15 protein-coding genes are annotated in these 18,284 nt (G+C 72.1%); 8 read left to right on the top strand and 7 right to left on the bottom strand.

Annotated features, from left to right (window positions below; all coding sequences use genetic code 11):
• Positions 1-8: 8 nt before the first annotated feature.
• A complete protein-coding gene (locus IH61_RS0113170) occupies positions 9-2,090 on the bottom strand; it encodes a S9 family peptidase (RefSeq protein WP_031069107.1) in 2,082 nt (693 codons plus the stop codon).
• 83 nt (positions 2,091-2,173) lie between these two features.
• Here IH61_RS0113170 and IH61_RS0113165 point away from each other — a divergent pair, with 83 nt between their 5' ends.
• The gene (locus IH61_RS0113165; protein ID WP_234327165.1) at positions 2,174-3,409 is read left to right on the top strand and encodes an aminotransferase class V-fold PLP-dependent enzyme; all 1,236 of its coding nucleotides are present in this window, start codon (positions 2,174-2,176) and stop codon (positions 3,407-3,409) included.
• A 3-nt stretch (positions 3,410-3,412) separates the two neighbouring features.
• Here IH61_RS0113165 and IH61_RS0113160 read toward each other — a convergent pair whose 3' ends face one another.
• Together IH61_RS0113160 and IH61_RS0113155 are read right to left on the bottom strand one after the other, a co-directional pair.
• A complete protein-coding gene (locus IH61_RS0113160; RefSeq protein WP_031069103.1) occupies positions 3,413-3,763 on the bottom strand; it encodes an ArsR/SmtB family transcription factor in 351 nt (116 codons plus the stop codon).
• A gap of 52 nt (positions 3,764-3,815) precedes the next feature.
• Complete coding sequence (locus IH61_RS0113155; RefSeq protein WP_031069100.1) at positions 3,816-4,190, bottom strand: hypothetical protein; 375 nt, start codon at positions 4,188-4,190, stop codon at positions 3,816-3,818.
• Between the two features lie 327 nt (positions 4,191-4,517).
• Here IH61_RS0113155 and IH61_RS0113150 point away from each other — a divergent pair, with 327 nt between their 5' ends.
• Positions 4,518-7,373 carry a DEAD/DEAH box helicase gene (locus IH61_RS0113150; RefSeq protein ID WP_031069098.1) on the top strand — a complete coding sequence of 952 codons (2,856 nt, stop codon included), beginning with the start codon at positions 4,518-4,520 and terminating at the stop codon, positions 7,371-7,373.
• Positions 7,374-7,555: 182 nt separating this feature from the next.
• On the opposite strand, the gene IH61_RS48470 is transcribed toward IH61_RS0113150, so the two are convergent.
• Positions 7,556-7,885: a TrmO family methyltransferase domain-containing protein gene (locus tag IH61_RS48470; protein ID WP_078911066.1), complete on the bottom strand. Its 330-nt coding sequence runs from the start codon at positions 7,883-7,885 to the stop codon at positions 7,556-7,558.
• Here IH61_RS48470 and IH61_RS48465 point away from each other — a divergent pair.
• Entirely contained in the window at positions 7,884-8,252 is a 369-nt protein-coding gene (locus tag IH61_RS48465; protein ID WP_051836965.1) for a CYTH domain-containing protein, read from the top strand. The genes IH61_RS48470 and IH61_RS48465 overlap by 2 nt on opposite strands.
• 292 nt (positions 8,253-8,544) lie before the next feature.
• Here IH61_RS48465 and IH61_RS0113135 read toward each other — a convergent pair whose 3' ends face one another.
• A complete protein-coding gene (locus tag IH61_RS0113135; protein WP_051836963.1) occupies positions 8,545-9,063 on the bottom strand; it encodes a hypothetical protein in 519 nt (172 codons plus the stop codon).
• Positions 9,064-9,232: 169 nt separating this feature from the next.
• Here IH61_RS0113135 and IH61_RS0113130 point away from each other — a divergent pair, with 169 nt between their 5' ends.
• The 4 genes from IH61_RS0113130 (at position 9,233) to IH61_RS0113115 (ending at position 14,848) form a co-directional block, all read left to right on the top strand.
• Positions 9,233-10,558, top strand: coding sequence for a radical SAM protein (locus IH61_RS0113130; RefSeq protein WP_031069092.1), 1,326 nt, complete (start codon positions 9,233-9,235; stop codon positions 10,556-10,558).
• Positions 10,555-11,559, top strand: a complete 1,005-nt coding sequence (locus IH61_RS0113125) for an aminotransferase class I/II-fold pyridoxal phosphate-dependent enzyme (protein ID WP_031069089.1) — start codon at positions 10,555-10,557, stop codon at positions 11,557-11,559. Before IH61_RS0113130 ends, IH61_RS0113125 begins: the two co-directional genes overlap by 4 nt.
• A 170-nt stretch (positions 11,560-11,729) precedes the next feature.
• Positions 11,730-12,500, top strand: coding sequence for an ABC transporter ATP-binding protein (locus IH61_RS0113120; protein ID WP_051836961.1), 771 nt, complete (start codon positions 11,730-11,732; stop codon positions 12,498-12,500).
• Positions 12,494-14,848, top strand: coding sequence for an FtsX-like permease family protein (locus IH61_RS0113115; protein WP_051836959.1), 2,355 nt, complete (start codon positions 12,494-12,496; stop codon positions 14,846-14,848). Before IH61_RS0113120 ends, IH61_RS0113115 begins: the two co-directional genes overlap by 7 nt.
• 96 nt (positions 14,849-14,944) lie before the next feature.
• On the opposite strand, the gene IH61_RS0113110 is transcribed toward IH61_RS0113115, so the two are convergent.
• Together IH61_RS0113110 and IH61_RS0113105 are read right to left on the bottom strand one after the other, a co-directional pair.
• Positions 14,945-15,847: a 5'-3' exonuclease gene (locus IH61_RS0113110; protein ID WP_031069083.1), complete on the bottom strand. Its 903-nt coding sequence runs from the start codon at positions 15,845-15,847 to the stop codon at positions 14,945-14,947.
• 83 nt (positions 15,848-15,930) lie between these two features.
• Positions 15,931-16,995 (bottom strand): cation diffusion facilitator family transporter, encoded by a 1,065-nt coding sequence (locus tag IH61_RS0113105; RefSeq protein ID WP_031069081.1) that lies wholly within the window; start codon positions 16,993-16,995, stop codon positions 15,931-15,933.
• 247 nt (positions 16,996-17,242) lie between these two features.
• On the opposite strand from IH61_RS0113105, the gene IH61_RS0113100 reads away from it, so the two are divergent.
• Positions 17,243-18,190: an acyl-ACP desaturase gene (locus IH61_RS0113100; protein WP_031069080.1), complete on the top strand. Its 948-nt coding sequence runs from the start codon at positions 17,243-17,245 to the stop codon at positions 18,188-18,190.
• Positions 18,191-18,284 lie beyond the last annotated feature (94 nt).

Raw genomic sequence — 18,284 nt, 5'->3', positions numbered from 1 at the left:
GGGCGGGTTCAACGGTCCAGCGCCCCGCGCAGGAAGGCGAGTTCGGCGAGCGCCAGCTGCTCGTTCACGCCGCCGGGGGTCATGTGGGTGACGCCCGGCAGCGGCAGGACGCTGTGCGGGCGGCCGGCGCGGGTGAGGGCCTGGGAGAGCAGCAGGGTGTGGGAGGGGTGGACGTTGTCGTCGGCGAGCCCGTGGATCAGCAGCAGCGGGCGCTCCAGGGCGGGCGCGTCGGTGAGCAGGCAGTCGTCCGCGTAGCCCTCGGGGTTGTCCTGCGGCAGGCCGAGGTAGCGCTCGGTGTACGCGGTGTCGTAGAGGCGGAAGTCGGTGGGCGGGGCGCCCGCGCAGGCGGCGTGGAAGACGTCCGGGCGGCGCAGCACCGCGAGGGCGGCGAAGTACCCGCCGTACGACCAGCCGCGCACGCCGACGCGGCCGAGGTCGAGGTCGGGGTGGTCGGCGGCGAGGGCGTGCAGGGCGTCGACCTGGTCGTCCAGGGCCGCCTGGGAGAAGCGGCGGAAGATGGCACGGGTGAACTCGGGGGAGACGAACGGCGTGCCGCGGTTGTCGGTGGTGACCACGGCGAAGCCCTGGTCGGCCCACCACTGGCGCAGCTGCCAGCGGCGCGGTTCGGTGGCGACGGCCTGGAAGCCGGGGCCGCCGTAGACATCCAGGAGGACGGGCAGGCGGCGGCCGGGCACGTGGTCGCGCGGGTACACGACGGCGGTGGGCAGGGCGCGTTCGGTGACGCGGGCGAGGTGCGGGCGGACGGTGTACGGCAGGGGGGCGGACAGGTCGGTGAGGGGCAGCTCGCGGCCGTTGTGGTGCAGGGTGCGGCGGGTGCCCTCGGGGGTGGCGGTGGTGAGCAGCACGGTCCCGCCGGCGGTGAGGGCGCTGTGGTGGGCGCCCGGGCGGCTGTGGAGGGGGGTGGCCGCGGCGCCGTCCGGGTCGATCAGGTGGAGGTGCTGGTCGGCCGGGTCGCCCTGGCCGGTCTCGCAGAGGAGGGCTCCGTCGAGGGAGCCGAGGACGCGGCGGATCTGCAGCCCGGCGGTGTCCAGGGGCTTGCCGTCCAGGGCGAGGCCCCGGGCGAGCGGGGTGTCGTGGACGGTGAGCAGGCGCCCGTCGGGCAGCCGGGCGGGGGTGCCGGGCAGGTCGTCGACCCAGAACTCGTCGGTCGTGCGGGAGAGTTCGCGGGTCTCGCCGGTGGCCGGGTCGGCGGTGAGCAGCAGCACGTTCTGCTGGAGGCGGTCGGCGACGGTGAGCAGAACCTCGCCGTCCGAGGCCCACTCGGCGGCGCAGACGTACGGGAACTGCTCGGCGTCCCAGTGGAGTTGGACGCGGGTTCCGTCGAGGCCGAGCACCCAGAGCTGGACGTCGGCGTTGGGGCCGCCGGCCTGCGGGTAGGCGAAGTCCTCGCCGGGCTCGCCGGGGGCGGCCGGGTCGGCGAAGTAGCGGCGGGGGAGGGCGGATTCGTCGACGCGGGTGGCGAGCAGGGCACCGCCGTCCGGGCGCCACCAGTGGCCGCGGGAGCGGCCCAGCTCCTCGGCGGCGGCGAACTCGGCGACGCCCCAGCGGGCGCTGTCGCAGGGGTCGTAGGGGGAGAGCCGCTCGTGGCCGGGGCCGAGGTGGAGGGCGTCGTCGGCGACGTAGGCGATCCGCTCGCCGCGGGCGTCCGGCCGGGGGTCGAACGCCGGTGCGGGGGCGGGGAGTTCGCTGGTGACGCCGGTGGCGGTGTCGGTGCGGAAGAGCCGGCCGTCGAGGGCGAAGACGGCGACGGAGAGGTCGGGGGTGGCCGCGTAGGTGCCGATACCGGCGGCCGTCAGCCGGGTGCGTTCGCGCAACCGCCGTTCGAGGGTGGGGAGTTCGGCGCGCGCGCCGCTGCGGCCGGGGATCAGGGTGGAGGGGTCGGCGACCAGGCGTTCCTCGCCGGTGGCGGCGTCCAGCAGGTACAGGCGGTCGACGGGATCGTCGGAACCGGTCGAGCGGAGCAGGAGGAGCCGGGTACCGTCCTCGGCGAGGGTGAAGGCGCGCGGCGCTCCGTTGGTGAACCGGTTGGTGCGGGCGCTGAGGGCCAGGAAGGGGTCGGCGATCGTCATGGCCCGATCGTGGTCGTCCGAGGCGTTGACCTGCCAGCATTATGTCATGTGAAATGTCACACACCATTGACGGGGAGGGAACCGTGACCGAGGTGACCAAGGAGACCGATGTGGCTGAGGTGCCCGACGAGACCGAGGGGGCTGGGGCGCCTGAGGACCTGTGGACCGCCGAGCCCCCGGCGCCGCTGCCCGCCGCCGAGGGCCTGTTCGCCCTCGCCGAGGGCACGGCCCACCTCAACCACGGCTCGTACGGCGCGCCGCCGCTGCCCGTCCTGCGCCTGCGCGAGCAGCTGCGGGAACAGGAGGAGCTCGACCCGGACGGCTTCTTCGCCACCCTGCCCGCCCGCATCGCCCAGGCCCGTACGGCGATCGCCGCCGAGCTGGTCACGGACCGGGACGGGCTCGCGCTCGTCACCAACGTCACCGAGGCGGTGTCCATCGCCCTGGACAGCCTGCCGCTCGCCCCCGGCGACCACGTCCTCGTCACCGACCACGGCTACGGCGCCGTCACCCGGGCCGTCGCCCGCAAGGCCGCCGAGCGCGGCGCCCACCTGCGCACCGCCGAGATCCCGCTGGACGCGCCCGACGAGGCGGCCGTACGGGAGGCGGTGCTCGCCGCCGTCGACGGGCGCACCACCGTCGCCGTCCTCGACCAGCTCACCTCGCCCACCGCCCGGCTGGTCGCCGGCCCCGAACTGCTCGCCGAACTGCGCCGGCGCGGCGTGACCACCGTCGTGGACGGCGCCCACGCCCCCGGCATGCTGCACGCCCCCGTCGGCCCGGACGCGGACTTCTGGTTCGGCAACCTGCACAAGTGGGCCTTCGCCCCGCGCCCCACCGGAGTCCTCGCCGTCCGCCCCGAGTGGCGCGACCGGGTCCGCCCGCTCGCCGTCTCCTGGGAGGACCACCGGGGATACCCGGCGAGCGTCGAGTGGCGCGGCACCGGCGACTACACGCCCTGGCTGGCCGCCCCGGCGGGCCTCGCGCTGCTGCGGACGCTGGGCGCCGCGGCGGTGAGCGGGCACAACACCGCGCTCGCCCGGTACGGCCAGCGGATGCTCGCCGAACGGGCCGGGCTGCGGCCGCTGCCCGCCACGCCCGGGGTGTGGATGCGGGCGGTGCGGCTGCCCGCCGGGGTCGCCGAGACGGAGGAGGGCGCGCGGGAGGTGATGGCCGAGGTGTGGCGCCGGCTCGGCGCCCGCGTCGCCGTCCGCCCGTGGGACGGCGGCGGGGTGCTGCGGGTCAGCGCCCAGCTGTACAACCGGGCCGGGGAGTACGAGCGGCTGGCGGACGGGGTGGCGGGGCTGCTCAAGGGCTAGCGTTCATTGGCTGAGGGGCTGGCTCCTGTTGTCCGCCCGCAGTTCGGCGAGCAGCACGGTGCGGTCGGCGAGCAGCCCGGTGAGGATGCGCCGGGCCGAGCGCAGCAGGTCGGCGACGTCCCCGCCGGCCAGCGCGTACACCACCGTGCTGCCCTCCCGGGTGGCGGTGACGATGCCGGAGCGGCGCAGCACCGCGAGCTGCTGGGAGAGGCTGGACGGCTCCACGTCCAGCTCGGCGAGCAGGCCGCGCACGGGCGTGGGCCCGGCCTGCAGCAGTTCCAGCACCCGGATGCGGACGGGATGGCCGAGCATTCGGAAGAACTCGGCCTTGGCCTGGTACAGCGCCACCGTCACGACGCCCCCTTCCTCGTCGTCCTCCCCGTGCCTGCGCGTCGTACGGCGCGGGTCAGATCTCCAGGGAGGACTCGATCAGCTTGAGCTGGTGGCGGGCCATCGCGAGGTTGGAGCGGCTGCGGTTGAGCGCCAGGAAGAGGAACAGGCCGCGCCCGCTGGGCGTCGTGATCGGCCGGACCATGTGGTACTGGCTGGTGAGGCTGATCAGGATGTCCTCGATCTCGTTGTCGTGCAGGTTGAGCATCTCCATCGCCCGCATCTTGGCCCGCACGACGTCGGTGTTGCCGGCCGCGGCGACGTTGAGGTCGAGCTCGTTCCCGTCGCCGAGGCTGCCGAGGGCCATGCCGCTGCCGTAGTCGACCAGGGCGACGCCGATCGCGCCGTCGATCGTCATGGCCTGCTTGAGGGACGTCTCCAGATCCGCCATGGTGGCTGTCCTCCCGTGAGTCTGTTGAGTCGGTGGCCCGGTGGCCGTGGACCCGGAAGGGGCCGTGGACCCGGAAAGGCCGTGGACCCAGAAGGTAGGCAGGGACCGGGGCGGTCCACGGGGAAAGACCGGAGACGTTCGGTCCTGGACCGATCTTGGCGCTCCCTGACCACTTGAAGACATTTGCAACTATGGATTTGAGTCAAGAGTGATCTCCGGGCGAAGTGCCCCCGTGCCAGGGCCTGGAAAAACAGTGCTATCGATGTCACTCCTCCCGGGTAACCTCTCGCTGAGATGCGAGATCACACCAACCACACCCGGACGGCGATGAACACCCCCGATCCAGAGCCCCAGGACGACCGGGAGCTCAGCCCCGCCGAGGCGTACGCGGCCAGCCGTCGCCGGGCCGCGGAGCAGGCCACCGCCCTGCACGGCTTCCAGCAGCTGTACGACTTCCCGCTGGACGCCTTCCAGGTGGAGGCGTGCGAGGCCCTCGAAGCCGGATCCGGCGTCCTCGTCGCCGCGCCCACCGGCTCCGGGAAGACCATCGTCGGCGAGTTCGCCGTGCACCTGGCCCTCCAGGCCGGCCGCAAGTGCTTCTACACCACGCCGATCAAGGCGCTCTCCAACCAGAAGTACGGCGACCTGGTCAAGCGCTACGGCGCCGCCAAGGTCGGCCTGCTCACCGGCGACAACACCGTCAACGGCGACGCCCCCGTGGTGGTCATGACCACCGAGGTGCTCCGCAACATGCTCTACGCGGGCTCCAGCACCCTCGACGGCCTCGGCTACGTCGTCATGGACGAGGTCCACTACCTCGCCGACCGCTTCCGCGGCGCCGTCTGGGAGGAGGTCATCATCCACCTCCCCGAGTCGGTCACCCTCGCCTCGCTCTCCGCGACCGTCTCCAACGCCGAGGAGTTCGGCGACTGGCTGGACACCGTCCGCGGCGGCACCAAGGTGATCGTCTCCGAGACCCGCCCCGTGCCGCTGTGGCAGCACGTCATGGCCGGCAACCGGATGTACGACCTGTTCGCCGACCCCGACCGCGACGGCCGGCCCAAGCACAACCTCAAGAACCCCGGCAAGGCCGTCAACCCCGAACTCGTCCGTCTCGCCCGCTCCGAGCTGGACCGCAACCCCCGCGACCGCTTCGGCCGCGGCCGGGGCCGCTCCATGCCCAACGGCCGTCCCGGCAAGGTCTGGACGCCCGGCCGCGTCGACGTCATCGACCGGCTCGACGCCGAGGGCCTGCTGCCCGCGATCACCTTCATCTTCAGCCGCGCCGGCTGCGAGGCCGCCGTCCAGCAGTGCCTCAGCTCCGGCCTGCGGCTCAACAAGGAGGGCGACCGCGCCCGGGTGCGCGCCATCGTCGAGGAGCGCTGCGCCGACATCCCCGACGAGGACCTCCACGTCCTCGGCTACTTCGAGTGGCTGGACGGGCTGGAGCGCGGCATCGCCGCCCACCACGCCGGGATGCTGCCCCGGTTCAAGGAGGTCGTCGAGGAGCTCTTCGTGAAGGGCCTCGTCAAGGCCGTCTTCGCGACCGAGACGCTGGCGCTGGGCATCAACATGCCCGCCCGCTCGGTGGTCATGGAGAAGCTCGTCAAGTGGAACGGCGAGACCCACGCCGACATCACCCCCGGCGAGTACACCCAGCTCACCGGCCGCGCCGGGCGCCGCGGCATCGACATCGAGGGCCACGCCGTCGTGCTCTGGCAGCGCGGCCTCGACCCGGAGGCCCTGGCCGGCCTCGCGGGCACCCGCACGTACCCGCTCAAGTCCTCCTTCCGGCCGTCCTACAACATGGCCGTCAACCTCGTCTCCCAGTTCGGCCGGCACCGCTCGCGCGAACTGCTCGAGACCTCCTTCGCGCAGTTCCAGGCCGACCGCTCCGTCGTCGGCATCGCCCGCCAGGTGCAGCGCAACGAGGAGGGCCTGGACGGCTACCGCGAGTCCATGACCTGCCACCTCGGCGACTTCGACGAGTACATGGACCTGCGGCGCCGGCTCAAGGACCGCGAGAACGAACTCGCGCGCGAAGGCACCAGCCAGCGCCGCGCCGCCGCCGTCGAGTCCATCGAACAGCTCAAGCCCGGTGACGTCATCCACGTCCCCACCGGCAAGTTCGCGGGCCTCGCCCTCGTCCTCGACCCGGGCCTGCCGCCCGTCAGCCGCTCCGGCCGGGGCGGCCCGCGCCACCCCGACTTCCAGGACGGGCCGCGCCCCGTCGTGCTCACCGCCGAGCGGCAGGTCAAGCGGCTCGCGATGATCGACTTCCCGCAGCCGGTCGCGGTGATCGAACGGCTGCGCATCCCCAAGTCCTTCAACCCGCGCAGCCCCCAGTCCCGCCGCGACCTCGCCTCCGCCCTGCGCACCAAGGCCGGCCACCTCGAACCCGAGCGCTTCCGCCGCGGGCGCGCCGCCGCCGCCGACGACCCCGAGATCACCCGGCTCCGCACCGAGATCCGCCAACACCCCTGCCACGGCTGCTCCGACCGCGAGGACCACGCCCGCTGGGCCGAGCGCTACCACCGGCTCCACCGCGACACCGAACTCCTCGAACGCCGGATGCGCTCGCGCACCCACACCATCGCCCGCACCTTCGACCGCGTCTGCGGCCTGCTCACCGACCTCGGCTACCTGCACGGCGACACCGTCACCGACGACGGCAAGCGCCTCGGCCGGCTCTACGGCGAACTCGACCTGCTCGCCTCCGAATGCATCCGCGAGGGCGTGTGGAGCGGCCTCGCCGCCGCCGAACTCGCCGCCTGCGCCTCGGCGCTGGTGTACGAGGCCCGCCAGTCCGACGACGCCGGCGCCCCCCGCGTCCCCGAAGGCGGCGCGAAGGAGGCCCTCGGCCAGATGGTCCGCATCTGGGGCCACCTCGACGCCCTCGAGGAACAGCACCGCATCAACACCGCCGAAGGCGTCGGCCAGCGCGAACCCGACCTCGGCTTCGCCTGGGCCGCCTACCGCTGGGCCCTCGGCCACAGCCTCGACCAGGTCCTACGCGACGCCGACATGCCCGCCGGCGACTTCGTCCGCTGGACCAAGCAGCTCATCGACGTCCTCGGCCAGATCCAGGACGCCGCCGGCGAGGACGCCGACCTCCGCAAAACCGCCCGCAAGGCCGTCGACAGCCTCCGCCGCGGCATCATCGCCTACTCCTCGGTGGGCTGACGCCCTCACCACCATGAACGAGGCCGCCCAGGCTCCCCGCCTGGGCGGCCTCGTTCATTTCGTGGGGGTGGGGAAGCGCCGAGCCTGCGAGCTCGGCGCTTCCCCTGCGCAGCCAAAGGCGTTGAACCGCTGCTGCCCCTGCCATCGACAGGGGCAGCAGCAAGGTGTTCCCAGATGGATGCTCAGTGAGCAGGATCCTCCGGAGCGAAGTAGTCGCGGAGCATCTCCGTCGTCCACGAGGGCTGCCGCACCTCCCCGCGCGGGCCGAACTCCTCGAACCAGGGCCTCACTTCGAGCACCGGAGTGCCGTCGACAGCATCCAGGTCCTCCACATGCAGGTCCAGCCCGTCGACCTTGACGAGCCGACACCGCGAGGACCCTAGCCAGTTAGGCGAGTTCGGATGCTGCGGAGAACATGTCCCGCCGAAACGCCGGAGCAGGTGGTCGGCGCGATCGCCGATATCGTGCGCTCGCGTATCCCGGAACCCCGCTCGGAAGGGGCAACCTCCCATGACCGCAACTGAGTTCGAAGCGACGATCCTCAACGTCGAGCCGGACAGGATGCGCACGCTACTGGCCGAGGCCGGGGCCGAGCACGTGGTCGACCGCCTCCAGCGCCGCTACGTCTACGACATCCCGGGCCGGCCCGGGGCTTGGGTTCGGCTCCGTGACACCGGCACCGACGTCACGTTGGGCGTCAAGGAGATTCACTCCGATGCGACCGACGGTGTGACCGAGACGGAGACGACGGTCGGCGATTTCGACGTCACGAACGCACTCCTCGGCAAGATCGGCTACCAGCCGAAGGCGTACCAGGAGAACCGCCGGTCCTCCTGGGCGCTGGGCGGTGCGGCCGTCGAGATCGACGAGTGGCCGTAGATTCCCCCGTACCTGGAGATCGAGGGGGACAGCGCCGATCACGTGCATGCGACGGCGACCAGGCTCGGGCTCCCCCTGGACCAGCTGACGAGCGAGAACACTGTCCACCGTCCGGCGGTTCGGAGCCTCGAAGATGGCCGCGGACATGTAATTCCGGCGTGCGGTGCGGGCCGTGACGAGGACGTTCGGCGCTGCCGCCTGACGGCTTCCAGCTGAGGGCGAGGCCGCGCGCAGGAAGTCGGCCCTGTCGACTTCCTACGCAGCCGGTGGCTTCTGGGATCGTCGGGCGTTTCTATTCTTGGTAGCAGCATCCGCCGTACTCGTCGCAGTCGTATTCGATCCCGTCGTCGGGGTTGTGGCTGCGGCTGAGCTTCTGGTTGTCGACGGGGCAGATCGGGGTGAAGGATGGGTTGACCTGGAGGAACGTCGAATCCTTCAGGGAGAACACGGAGTTGACGACGTCGATTCCGTGTTCACGAATGCCCTGCTGGATGAAGTCGAACGCGTCATAGGTGTGTCCGCAGCTGCACTTGATCGGGGTGATTCTGAAGTTCGTTACTTTGACGCCGAGTTCCGCCCTGATCCTTTCGGTTTCCTCTTCCGAGATGGGGCGGAGTCCGGAGCGGCGAATTCGCTCCGGGGTCCAGAATCGGTCTTTGACGATTGTGGCCTGGGCGCGGGTCAGGTAGAACGAGGCGGTGACGCCGTTGGCGATCGTTGTGATGACGATATCTGCGACTGCCTCGTCGCTCGCCGAGGCGACCATCTTTCCGGTGGCGACCAGCTTGTCGATTTCCGCTAGCAGCTTCATGATGACAACTTCTTGAGTGTGCGGAATGTCTCTTATCAGTGTGCGGTGTCCGGCAAGAGCTCGGCAACCGCGCGAACTGTGAGTCACCTTCGGCCTTGACTGTCAGTGATGGGGGCCTGCTCGATTTAATGAGTGACAGGGGCGAGGCCGGTTCGTGGATGATGACGCCATGAACCGTACCGACCAGCGATTCCACGTCATCGTGCTCTCGAACTTCGCGAGGGGCTTCGACAAGTACGCCCTTGCTTACGGTAAGGCCGGGATTCCGGAGAGTACGTTTCCGGACCGGTTCCATCTGCTGACGCGGGCAGAACTGGGCGTCGGCGTGGGTAAGGCGCGGCGGCTGCTGGAGCGGTTGGCGATTCCGGGGGACCGGTTGCTGGTGCTGGAGACCGCGGTGGACCCGGACGAGTTGGTGCCCACTGTGGGGACCGGGCTCGGGATGGAGTTGCGCGAGGCGAGCATTCGGCTGGAGGCGGTCCATGAAGTCGAGGAGGTGGGCGGGGAGTTCGGGCTGAGTCCGACGACGGTCGAGGAGGCGATGGCGGATTCCCTGCGCCTGCACGAGGCGGCGCACCGTCCGTACGCCGAACTGCGGCCGAGGTCGGTTTCGGTGTTGCCGGTTGCCTCGGCGTGCCAGGCGCGGTGTTCGTTCTGCTTCTCTGCGGCTTCGATCTCGAGTGACCAGGCGCCGGCGCGGGTGCCGTGGGAGGCGGTCGGTGGCTGGTTGGAGCGGGCCCGGGAGGCCGGCGCTGAGCGGGCCGTGATCACCGGGGGTGGGGAGCCGACGCTCATACCGTTCGAGCAGCAGGTGCGGCTGGTGTCGGCGTGTGCGGCGGAGTTTCCGAAGGTCGTGCTGATTACGAATGGGCACACGCTGGCGAAGGGCGGGCATGACGAGCGTGCCGGTCGCCTCCAGGCACTGAGTGACGCGGGACTGAGCGTGCTGGCGGTGTCGCGGCATCACCAGGACGACGAGGTGAACGAGCGGCTGATGATGCTGCGGACGCCGGTGGGCGAGGTGGTCGACACCTGGCGTACGGAGCGCGACCGGTGGCCGGGGCTGCGGTTGAGGCTGATCTGCGTGCTGCAGCGCGGTGGGGTGGCCGATGCGGCCGGGGTCGGGGAGTACCTGTCGTGGGCGGCGGCGCTGGGCGTGGAGGAGGTCTGCTTCAAGGAGTTGTACGTCTCCACCAGCACCGAGTCGCTGTACTTCGAGCGGGCTGCCAACGTGTGGAGCCGCGAGCACCAGGTGTCGCTGTCGGTCGTCACCCGGTTCGCCGAGCAGCACGGCTTCGAAGCGTCGAGCCGCCTGCCCTGGGGTGCGCCGGTCTACGACGGTACCTGGGACGGTCGGCCGATGAGGGTCGCCGCGTACACCGAGCCCAGCCTGTACTGGGAGCGGAGCAACGGGATGGTCAGGAGCTGGAACGTGCTGGCCGACGGGCGTTGCTACGCCTCGCTGGAGGACCGGGCGAGCGAGGTGACGGCATGAGGTTCGACGAGTTCCAGGAGTTCAGGGAGCGGCAACTCGAAGTCGAGCCCTCGTTGTTGGACGCCGCTGAGACGAATCTGTACCGGGCGCTGGCCCCGCTGCGCCCCCAGGCGCCGACCGACGCGGGCACGGTGTACCGGTGCGATCTCGCCCGTACGTGGCTGCGGCGGTTCGGGCTGCCGGAGGAGTGGTCGCGCCGGGCCATGGTCGGTCGAGGGGTTCGGCACGGGCTCGGGGTGGTGTTCGCCCGGCTGCGTACGGTGGATGCGCGGGTGTGGCTGCCCGCCGACGTGTACCCGGTGTACTTCGAGCTGGCCCGGGAGGCGGGCCTGGCGCCCGAGTCGTACCCGACGCTGCCCGCTCCGGTCCTGCCGAGTTCGCCAGTGGACGGTCGGCCCGAGTACCTGCTGCTCGCGAACCCCAGCAAGCCGCTCGGGCGGTACCTGGCCGACGGCGAGTGCGACGCGCTGGTCTCGTGGCTGGGGGAGTCCCCGAGCCGACGCCTGCTGATCGACAGCGTCTACGACCTGGGAGCCCCGTTCGCCGCCGGAACGCAGCGGCTGCTGGACACCGGTCGTGCGGTCCTGCTGCATTCGGTCACCAAGGGGTGGCTGTGGCCGCGTACGTTCGGTGTGGTTCTGGTGGGCCCGGAGGACACCGCACTGGTCGAGGCGTTCCGGGCGGACCCGCCGACCCGGGAACAACTGGGCCTCGCCGAGGCCCTCTTGGGCGAGCACGGTGATCTGCCGCAGCAGGTCGCCGACGAACTCGCCGTACGGGCGCAGCGGTTGTTCGACCGCCTGCCGGCCGAGGTGTTCGCGGCGATCCCCACGGAGAGCCGGACCTGTCCCGGCAACTACTTCTTCCCGGTCGACATCCCGGCGGAGAGGCTCCAGGACGAGTACGGAGTACTGGCGATCCCGATCGGCGTGTTCGGGGAGAACAATTGGCCCGGTTCCGTCCTGACCAGCCTGGCCGACGCCTTCGGCCCGACGGCCTGACGGAATCGGGGGCGACGTTGAGCGCCTCCGGGGGGCGGGGGGGGGGGGGGGGGGGGGGGATCCGGGAGCGGGTCGTCTCGGGGGTTGCTCAGGGTTCGGATTCGGGGTGGCCCCTGAGGTGCGGGGGGTTCGTGATCCATTAGCCTCGGGCGCTGGTTGTTCGGAGTTCTATGGAAGGTCAGAGCGTGTTGCACAGCGGGGGTTCGGCCGGGAGTGACGTGGTCCGGCTGGAGGGGGTGCGGAAGGCGTACCGGCGGGGGGAGAGCCGGGTGGTGGCTCTGGACGGGGTGGACGTCGGGTTCGAGGCGGGGACGTTCACGGCGATCATGGGGCCGTCCGGGTCGGGGAAGTCGACGTTGCTGCAGTGCGCGGCGGGGCTGGACCGGGTGGATGAGGGGCGGGTGTTGCTGGACGGGGCGCCGGTTCACGAGTTGTCGGAACGGGCGTTGACCGTGCTGCGGCGGGAGCAGATGGGGTTCATCTTCCAGTCGTTCAATCTGATTCCGGCGCTCACGGCCCGGCAGAACGTGGAGCTGCCGCTCAGGTTGGCCGGGAGGGCGCTCGAGCCGCAGGAGATCGGGAGGGTCCTGGCGGAGGTCGGGCTGGCGGAGCGAGGGGACCACCGGCCCGCCGAGCTCTCGGGTGGCCAGCAGCAGCGGGTGGCCATCGCCCGGGCGTTGGTGACCAGGCCCAAGGTGCTCTTCGCCGACGAGCCCACCGGCGCGCTCGACTCCCGTACGGCCCGCGACGTCCTCGCCCTGCTGCGCGGGGTGGTGGAGGAGCACGGGCAGACGGTCATCATGGTGACCCACGACCCCGTCGCCGCGAGCTACGCGCAGCGCGTCCTGTTCCTCGCGGACGGCGCGGTGACGGGTGAACTCGCAGCCCCGACGGCCGAGACGGTGGCCCTGCGGATGGCCGCGCTGGAGACGCCGTGCTGAGGCTGGCCGTTGATACTCTGCGCCACCGGCTGACGAGCTTCGTCGGCGCGTTCCTCGCCCTCGCGCTCGGCACCACCATGATCGGGCTGATGACGCTGGCCCTGGCGGCCACCTTCGGCAGCCCGCACTCGGGGCCGCAGCGCTTCCGGGACGCTCGGACGGTCATCGCCCCGCTCGGCTTCGACGGGCAGCCGATGAAGGCCCCGGCCGTCCTGCCCGAGGACGTGATCGCGCAGCTGCCCGGGGCGACCGCCGACCGCAGCTTCCCCGTACGGCTCGGCGCCACGCAGGCGACCGGCCACCCGTGGTCCTCGGCCGCCTTCGCCGGCTACCGCCTGACGGCCGGGCGCGCCCCCGGGAGCGCGGACGAGATCGTGGTCGGGGGTGGAAAGGCGGAGCAGATCGGGCGTCACGTGGACGCCTACCGCGTCGTCGGCGTCACCGACGCCCGCTGGTTCGAGGACGCCGTCTTCTTCACCGGCGCCGAGGCCCAGCACCTCTCCCCGGGCGTCAACGCGCTGATCACCGACCATGCCCCGCCGAGCGGCCTCAAGGCCGTCGTCCTCACCGGCGACGACCGCACCCAGCTCGACCCCGACCCCACCGGCGGTACCCAGGCCCTCGCCAACGCCCAGGCGATGGCGGGCAGCACGACGGGGCTCGCCGTCTGCGTGGCGGTGTTCGTCGTCATCGCGACCTTCGCCTTCGCCACCGAGCAGCGCCGCCGCGAGCTGGCGCTGCTGCGCCTGGTCGGCGCGGCGCCCCGGCAGGTGCGGCGGATGGTGCTGGGGGAGGCGCTGCTGATCGGCGTCGCGGCGGCGGTGGCCGGGTGCGCGCTCGCGCCGTTCGCGACGGGTGCGCTGCGCGCCTGGATGGTGGACCACCACGTGGCGCCGGGCTGGTTCACCATCCCCTTGAACCCGCTCCCGCTCCTCGTCACCTTCGCGATCGGCGTCACCGCCGCGCTGGTCGGCGCGGCGGCCACCCTCGTACGGGTCTCGCTGATCCGCCCGATCGAGGTGCTGCGCGAGAGCGCGGTGGAGCGGCGCGGCATGACGCCGGTGCGCTGGCTGCTGGGAGCGGCGATGCTGGTGGGCGCGGTCACGGCCGGGGTGGTGATCGCCCGTACGGAGCCGTACCTGGCGGCCAGCGCTCGCAAGTACGAGGCCGTCCCCGTCCTGTACGTCGGCGCGGTGGCGCTACTGGCGCCCGTTCTGCTGCGCCCGGTGACCGCCCTGCTGACGGCTCCGCTGCGCCGGTCGGCGAAGGCCGGACCGATGCTGGTGCGGGAGAACATCCTCACCTCCCGGCGGCGTACGGCGGCGACCGTGGCGCCGATCGTCGTGGCGGTCGGGCTGGTCGGCACGCTGCTGACCATGCAGAAGTCCGGGGACGCCGCGAGCCTCGCCCGGCAGCGGCAGGAGGTCCACGCGGCGGCCGTCGTGACCGGGGCCGACGCGGCGACGGTGGAGCGGCTGGAAGCCGTGCCCGGCCTGCGCGTCACGCCGGCCACCCCGATGAACATCCGCCTGGGCACCGCCCAGGACGAGCAGATCGACTCGCTCGGCGCCACCGCCGTCCCCGCCGCGGCCCTGGGCACCACCGTGACCCCGCCCGTGGTCTCCGGTTCGCTCGCCTCGCCGCCGCCGAACTTCCTCGTCATCGACGAGAAGGCGGCCGCCGAGGACGGTCTCAAGGTCGGCGACGAGGTGGTCACCCTCCTGCCGACCGGCGCCCGCGTACGGACGGTCGTCACGGCGGTCATCGCGCGCGGGCTGAACGGCGACGACGCGTACGTCTCCGCCTCCCTCGCCGGGGGCCTGAGTCCGAGCCTCGTCTACCTCGACTCGGCGGTGGAGCGGAAGGAGACCGCCCAGGCCCTGGCCGGATCGGGCGCGCAGCTGTCCACGTACGACGCCTACCTGGATGCCCGCCGGGCCCACGCCGCGGAGCAGACGGACACGGCCGCCGTGGTCATCCTCGGCATCGCCCTCGCGTACGCGCTGATCGCCGTCGCCAACACCCTGGTCATGGCCCTGGCCGGCCGCCGCCGGGAGTTCGCCCTGCTGGGGCTGGCGGGCGCGGTGCGCGGTCAGATCATCAGGATGGCCGCGGCGGAGTCGGCGGTGGCCGTGGTCGTCGGCACCGTACTCGCCGTCGTGGCGACCGGGCTCGCTGCGGCGACCCAGCACGCCTCGCTGAGCAGGCTGGTGACGGACGCGCCGACGGTCGTGCCGTGGGCGCAGCTCACCGCGACGGTCGCGCTCTGCGCCCTGGTCACCCTGGTCACCGCCTCGGGAGCGGCCGGCCGGGCGGCGCGTCAGGGAGCAGCGGTCCCGCAGGACTAGCGCGCCCCGCGAAGGGGCGTCACTACGCCAGTGCCACTACGGAAGTAGTGGCACTACTGGCGTAGTGCGGGCCCGTGAGAGCCGCGGAGATACGGCCTACCGCGCTGCGAGCGTCTCCACGACCCGCTCCAGGGAGGTGCCCAGTCCCCACCGCGAGGCCAGGTGTTCGAGGGCCATCGGGTCCAGCGGCTCCTGCGGCAGGGTCGGGTCGAAGTCGGGCAGCGGCGCGTCCGTGGCGACGCGGACGACGGTGGGGGCGACGTCGAGGTAGCCGGCGCCCTCGACGATGTTGCGGCGGCGGGCGGGGGTGAGCTTGGAGCCCACCTCCAGGGCCGCCGCGCGGATGGCCGCCAGGTCGCCGTACTCGTTGATGAGCTGGGCGGCCGTCTTCTCGCCGATGCCCTTGACGCCGGGCAGGCCGTCGGACGGGTCCCCGCGCAGGGCGGCCATGTCGGCGTACTGCGCGCCGCGTACGCCGTACTTCTCCAGCAGGAGCGCGTCATCGGTGACCTGGAGGTTGCCCATGCCCTTGACGGGGTAGAGGACGGTGATCTCCCGGGCGTCGTCGACGAGCTGGAAGAGGTCGCGGTCGCCGGTGACGATCTGCACCGGGCCCTTCGCGCGGGTGGTGAGGGTGCCGATGACGTCGTCGGCCTCGTAGCCGGGAGAGCCGACGCGGGCGATGCCGATCGCGTCGAGGACCTGCTCGATCACCGGGACCTGCGGGGCGAGGGTGTCGGGCACCTCCTCCTCGCCGTCGACGGCCGCCTCGGCGACGCGGTGGGTCTTGTAGGAGGGGATGAGGTCGACGCGCCACTGGGGGCGCCAGTCGGCGTCCATGCAGGCGACCAGCTGGTCGGGCCGGTGGTCGTGGACGAGCCGGGCGATGAAGTCCAGCAGGCCCCGGACGGCGTTGACCGGTTCGCCCTGTGGGGAGCGCAGGGTGTCCGGCACGCCGTAGTAGGCCCGGAAGTACAGGCTGGCGGAGTCGAGGAGCATCAGTCGCGGCGCGGTCAGCGGTGCGGTCAGCGGTGCGGTCACGAGTCAGATCATGCCGCACCGCGCTGACGTCCACCGGATTCTCAGTGCTCGTGCGGGCCCGCGCGGTGGACGGGCCCGTGGGCGTCGGCGCAGTGCTCGGCGGCGGTGTCGCGGTGCGGGGCGATCTGGAGGAGCGCACCGGCCTCGTCCTCGCCGACGTGGTCGACCTGGAGCGTGGCGTGGGTGATGCCGTACTCCTCGGAGAGCCGGCTCTGGAGCCGGCGCCGGACGGCGTGGCAGTCCCCGCCGGGGGTGACGAGGATGTGGGCGGAGAGGGCGGGCTGGTTGGAGGTGATCTCCCAGATGTGCAGGTCGTGGATCTCCTCGACGAGCGGTTCGGCGACGAGCCGGTCGGCCACCGCGTCGGGGTCGATGCCGGCGGGGGCGGCCTCCAGGAAGATCCGCCCGGAGTCGCGGACGAGCCCGACGCCCGCCTTGAGCATCAGCGCGACGACGATGAGGGAGGCGATGGCGTCGGCGCGGGCGAAGCCGGTGGTCACCATGACGAGGCCCGCGACGGCGGTCGCGATGAACGCGTACAGGTCGGTGATGACGTGCTGGAAGGCGCCCTCGACGTTCAGCGAGCTGCGGTTGGCCTTGGACATGCACCAGGCGGCGGCGATGTTGACGACGACCCCGATCAGCGCGGTGACCAGCACCAGCGAGCCGGTGACCTCCGGCGGCTCGAACAGCCGGGTGATCGCCTCGTAGCCGAGCCAGGCGGAGAGCACCAGGAGCGTCACGCCGTTGGCCTGCGCCGAGAGGATCTCGGCGCGCTTGAGCCCGTACGTGTAGCCGCCGCGGGCGGGCCGGGCGGCCAGGCGCATGGCGACCAGGGCGAGGACGATCGAGGCGGCGTCGGTGAGCATGTGCGCCGCGTCGGAGATGAGGGCGAGGGACTCGGCGGCGAAGCCGACCACGACCTCGCCGGCCATGAAGACGACGATCAGGGTGAGCGCGCTGATCAGCCAGCGGCGGTCGGCGTCGGCGGACACGCCGTGCGAGTGGCCGCCGTGACCGTGGCCGCCATGACCGCCGCTCCCGTGTCCGTGGGAGTGCTTGTGGTCATGCGCATGATCATCGTGGGAATGCTCGTGGCCGGCCATCGAAGCCCTCTCTGGATGCACGGGCGGAATACACGCCTGGAAACGGACGGAGGCGATCGCCTCCGCACTCGAAGTGAACCGCAGAATCGACAAAGATCCAAAGGTTGTACTGGTGACCGTTGTCGTTGCCGTTCGAGGGCCGGATTGCCGGGGGCATAAGCCCTGGCCAAGGCCCCTAAACCCGCCTCACTCGGATGGGTGAGGCGGGTTTGCGCGCCGGTGGGCGGGTCCGCGACGATCATGGCCCGTGAAGATCGTTACCGCGGACTCCGTTCGCTGGCTCGTCGAACTGGAGGCGACCGCCGAGGAGCTGATGAACCGTCACCTCGAGGCGGCGCGCGAGTGGTTCCCGCACCAGTACGTCCCCTGGAGCCTCGGCCGGGACTTCGACGGACCCCTCGGCGGCGAGCCCTGGCACCCCGAGCAGTCCGCGCTGGCCCCCGCCGTGCGCTCCGCCCTGATCGTCAACCTGCTGACCGAGGACAACCTGCCCGGCTACCACTGGACGATCGGCGCGCAGACCTCCCGCGACGGCGCCTGGGGCGCCTGGCTGAACCGGTGGACCGCCGAGGAGGACCGGCACGCCTCCGCCCTGCGCGCCTACCTGCACACCACCCGCGCCGTCGACCCCGTCGCCCTGGAACGCGCCCGGACGGCGCACCTGGCCGCCGGAGCCGCCCCCGAGCCGCAGGGCGTCCTCGGCGTCGTCGCCTACGCCGCCGTCCAGGAGCTGGCCACCCGCGTCAGCCACCGCAACACCGGCCGCCTCAGCGGCGACCCGGTCTGCGACCGGCTGCTCGCCAGGATCGCCCAGGACGAGAACCTCCACATGGTCTTCTACCGGGAACTCCTGCGCGCCGCCCTGGAGTTGGACGCCGACCAGGTGCTCGTCACCCTCGACCGCACGATCCGCGAGTTCGCCATGCCCGGCCAGGCCATGCCCGGATTCGGCCGGATGGCCGCCGAGATCGCCGTCGCGGGCGTCTACGACCCCCGGGTGCACCACGACGAGGTGCTCGTCCCGCTGCTGCGCTCCCTCAGGGTGGACGGCCTGACGGGCCTCGGCCCCGTCGGCGAGCAGGCCCGCGAACGCATCGCCGCGCACCTCGCGCAGACCGACGCCCGGGCCGCCCGCTTCGTCGAGCGCCGCGCCCAGGCCCTCGCCGTCCGCGCCCGCCGGGGCGAGAACACCTGAGCAGCCCACCGACCAGCACCCAGGAACAGGACCCGGATGACCACGACTCCCGCCACCGCCACCCCAGCCACCACCGCCGCCATCACCCCCGCCC

The sequence above is a fragment of the Streptomyces sp. NRRL WC-3742 genome (assembly GCF_000720635.1).
GTDB lineage: Bacteria > Actinomycetota > Actinomycetes > Streptomycetales > Streptomycetaceae > Kitasatospora.
The sequence above is the reverse complement of the archived record's forward strand: the minus strand, read 5'-3'. Positions and strand labels throughout refer to the sequence as shown.

Coding starts and splice junctions, on each gene's coding strand:
- IH61_RS0113110 (WP_031069083.1), bottom strand. CDS start 15,847: ATGCTCCTCGACTCCGCCAGCCTGTACTTCCGGGCCTACTACGGCGTG.
- IH61_RS48465 (WP_051836965.1), top strand. CDS start 7,884: ATGACCGCAACTGAGTTCGAAGCGACGATCCTCAACGTCGAGCCGGAC.
- IH61_RS48470 (WP_078911066.1), bottom strand. CDS start 7,885: ATGGGAGGTTGCCCCTTCCGAGCGGGGTTCCGGGATACGCGAGCGCAC.
- IH61_RS0113120 (WP_051836961.1), top strand. CDS start 11,730: ATGGAAGGTCAGAGCGTGTTGCACAGCGGGGGTTCGGCCGGGAGTGAC.
- IH61_RS0113125 (WP_031069089.1), top strand. CDS start 10,555: ATGAGGTTCGACGAGTTCCAGGAGTTCAGGGAGCGGCAACTCGAAGTC.
- IH61_RS0113130 (WP_031069092.1), top strand. CDS start 9,233: ATGAACCGTACCGACCAGCGATTCCACGTCATCGTGCTCTCGAACTTC.
- IH61_RS0113150 (WP_031069098.1), top strand. CDS start 4,518: ATGAACACCCCCGATCCAGAGCCCCAGGACGACCGGGAGCTCAGCCCC.
- IH61_RS0113105 (WP_031069081.1), bottom strand. CDS start 16,995: ATGGCCGGCCACGAGCATTCCCACGATGATCATGCGCATGACCACAAG.
- IH61_RS0113170 (WP_031069107.1), bottom strand. CDS start 2,090: ATGACGATCGCCGACCCCTTCCTGGCCCTCAGCGCCCGCACCAACCGG.
- IH61_RS0113155 (WP_031069100.1), bottom strand. CDS start 4,190: ATGGCGGATCTGGAGACGTCCCTCAAGCAGGCCATGACGATCGACGGC.
- IH61_RS0113135 (WP_051836963.1), bottom strand. CDS start 9,063: ATGAAGCTGCTAGCGGAAATCGACAAGCTGGTCGCCACCGGAAAGATG.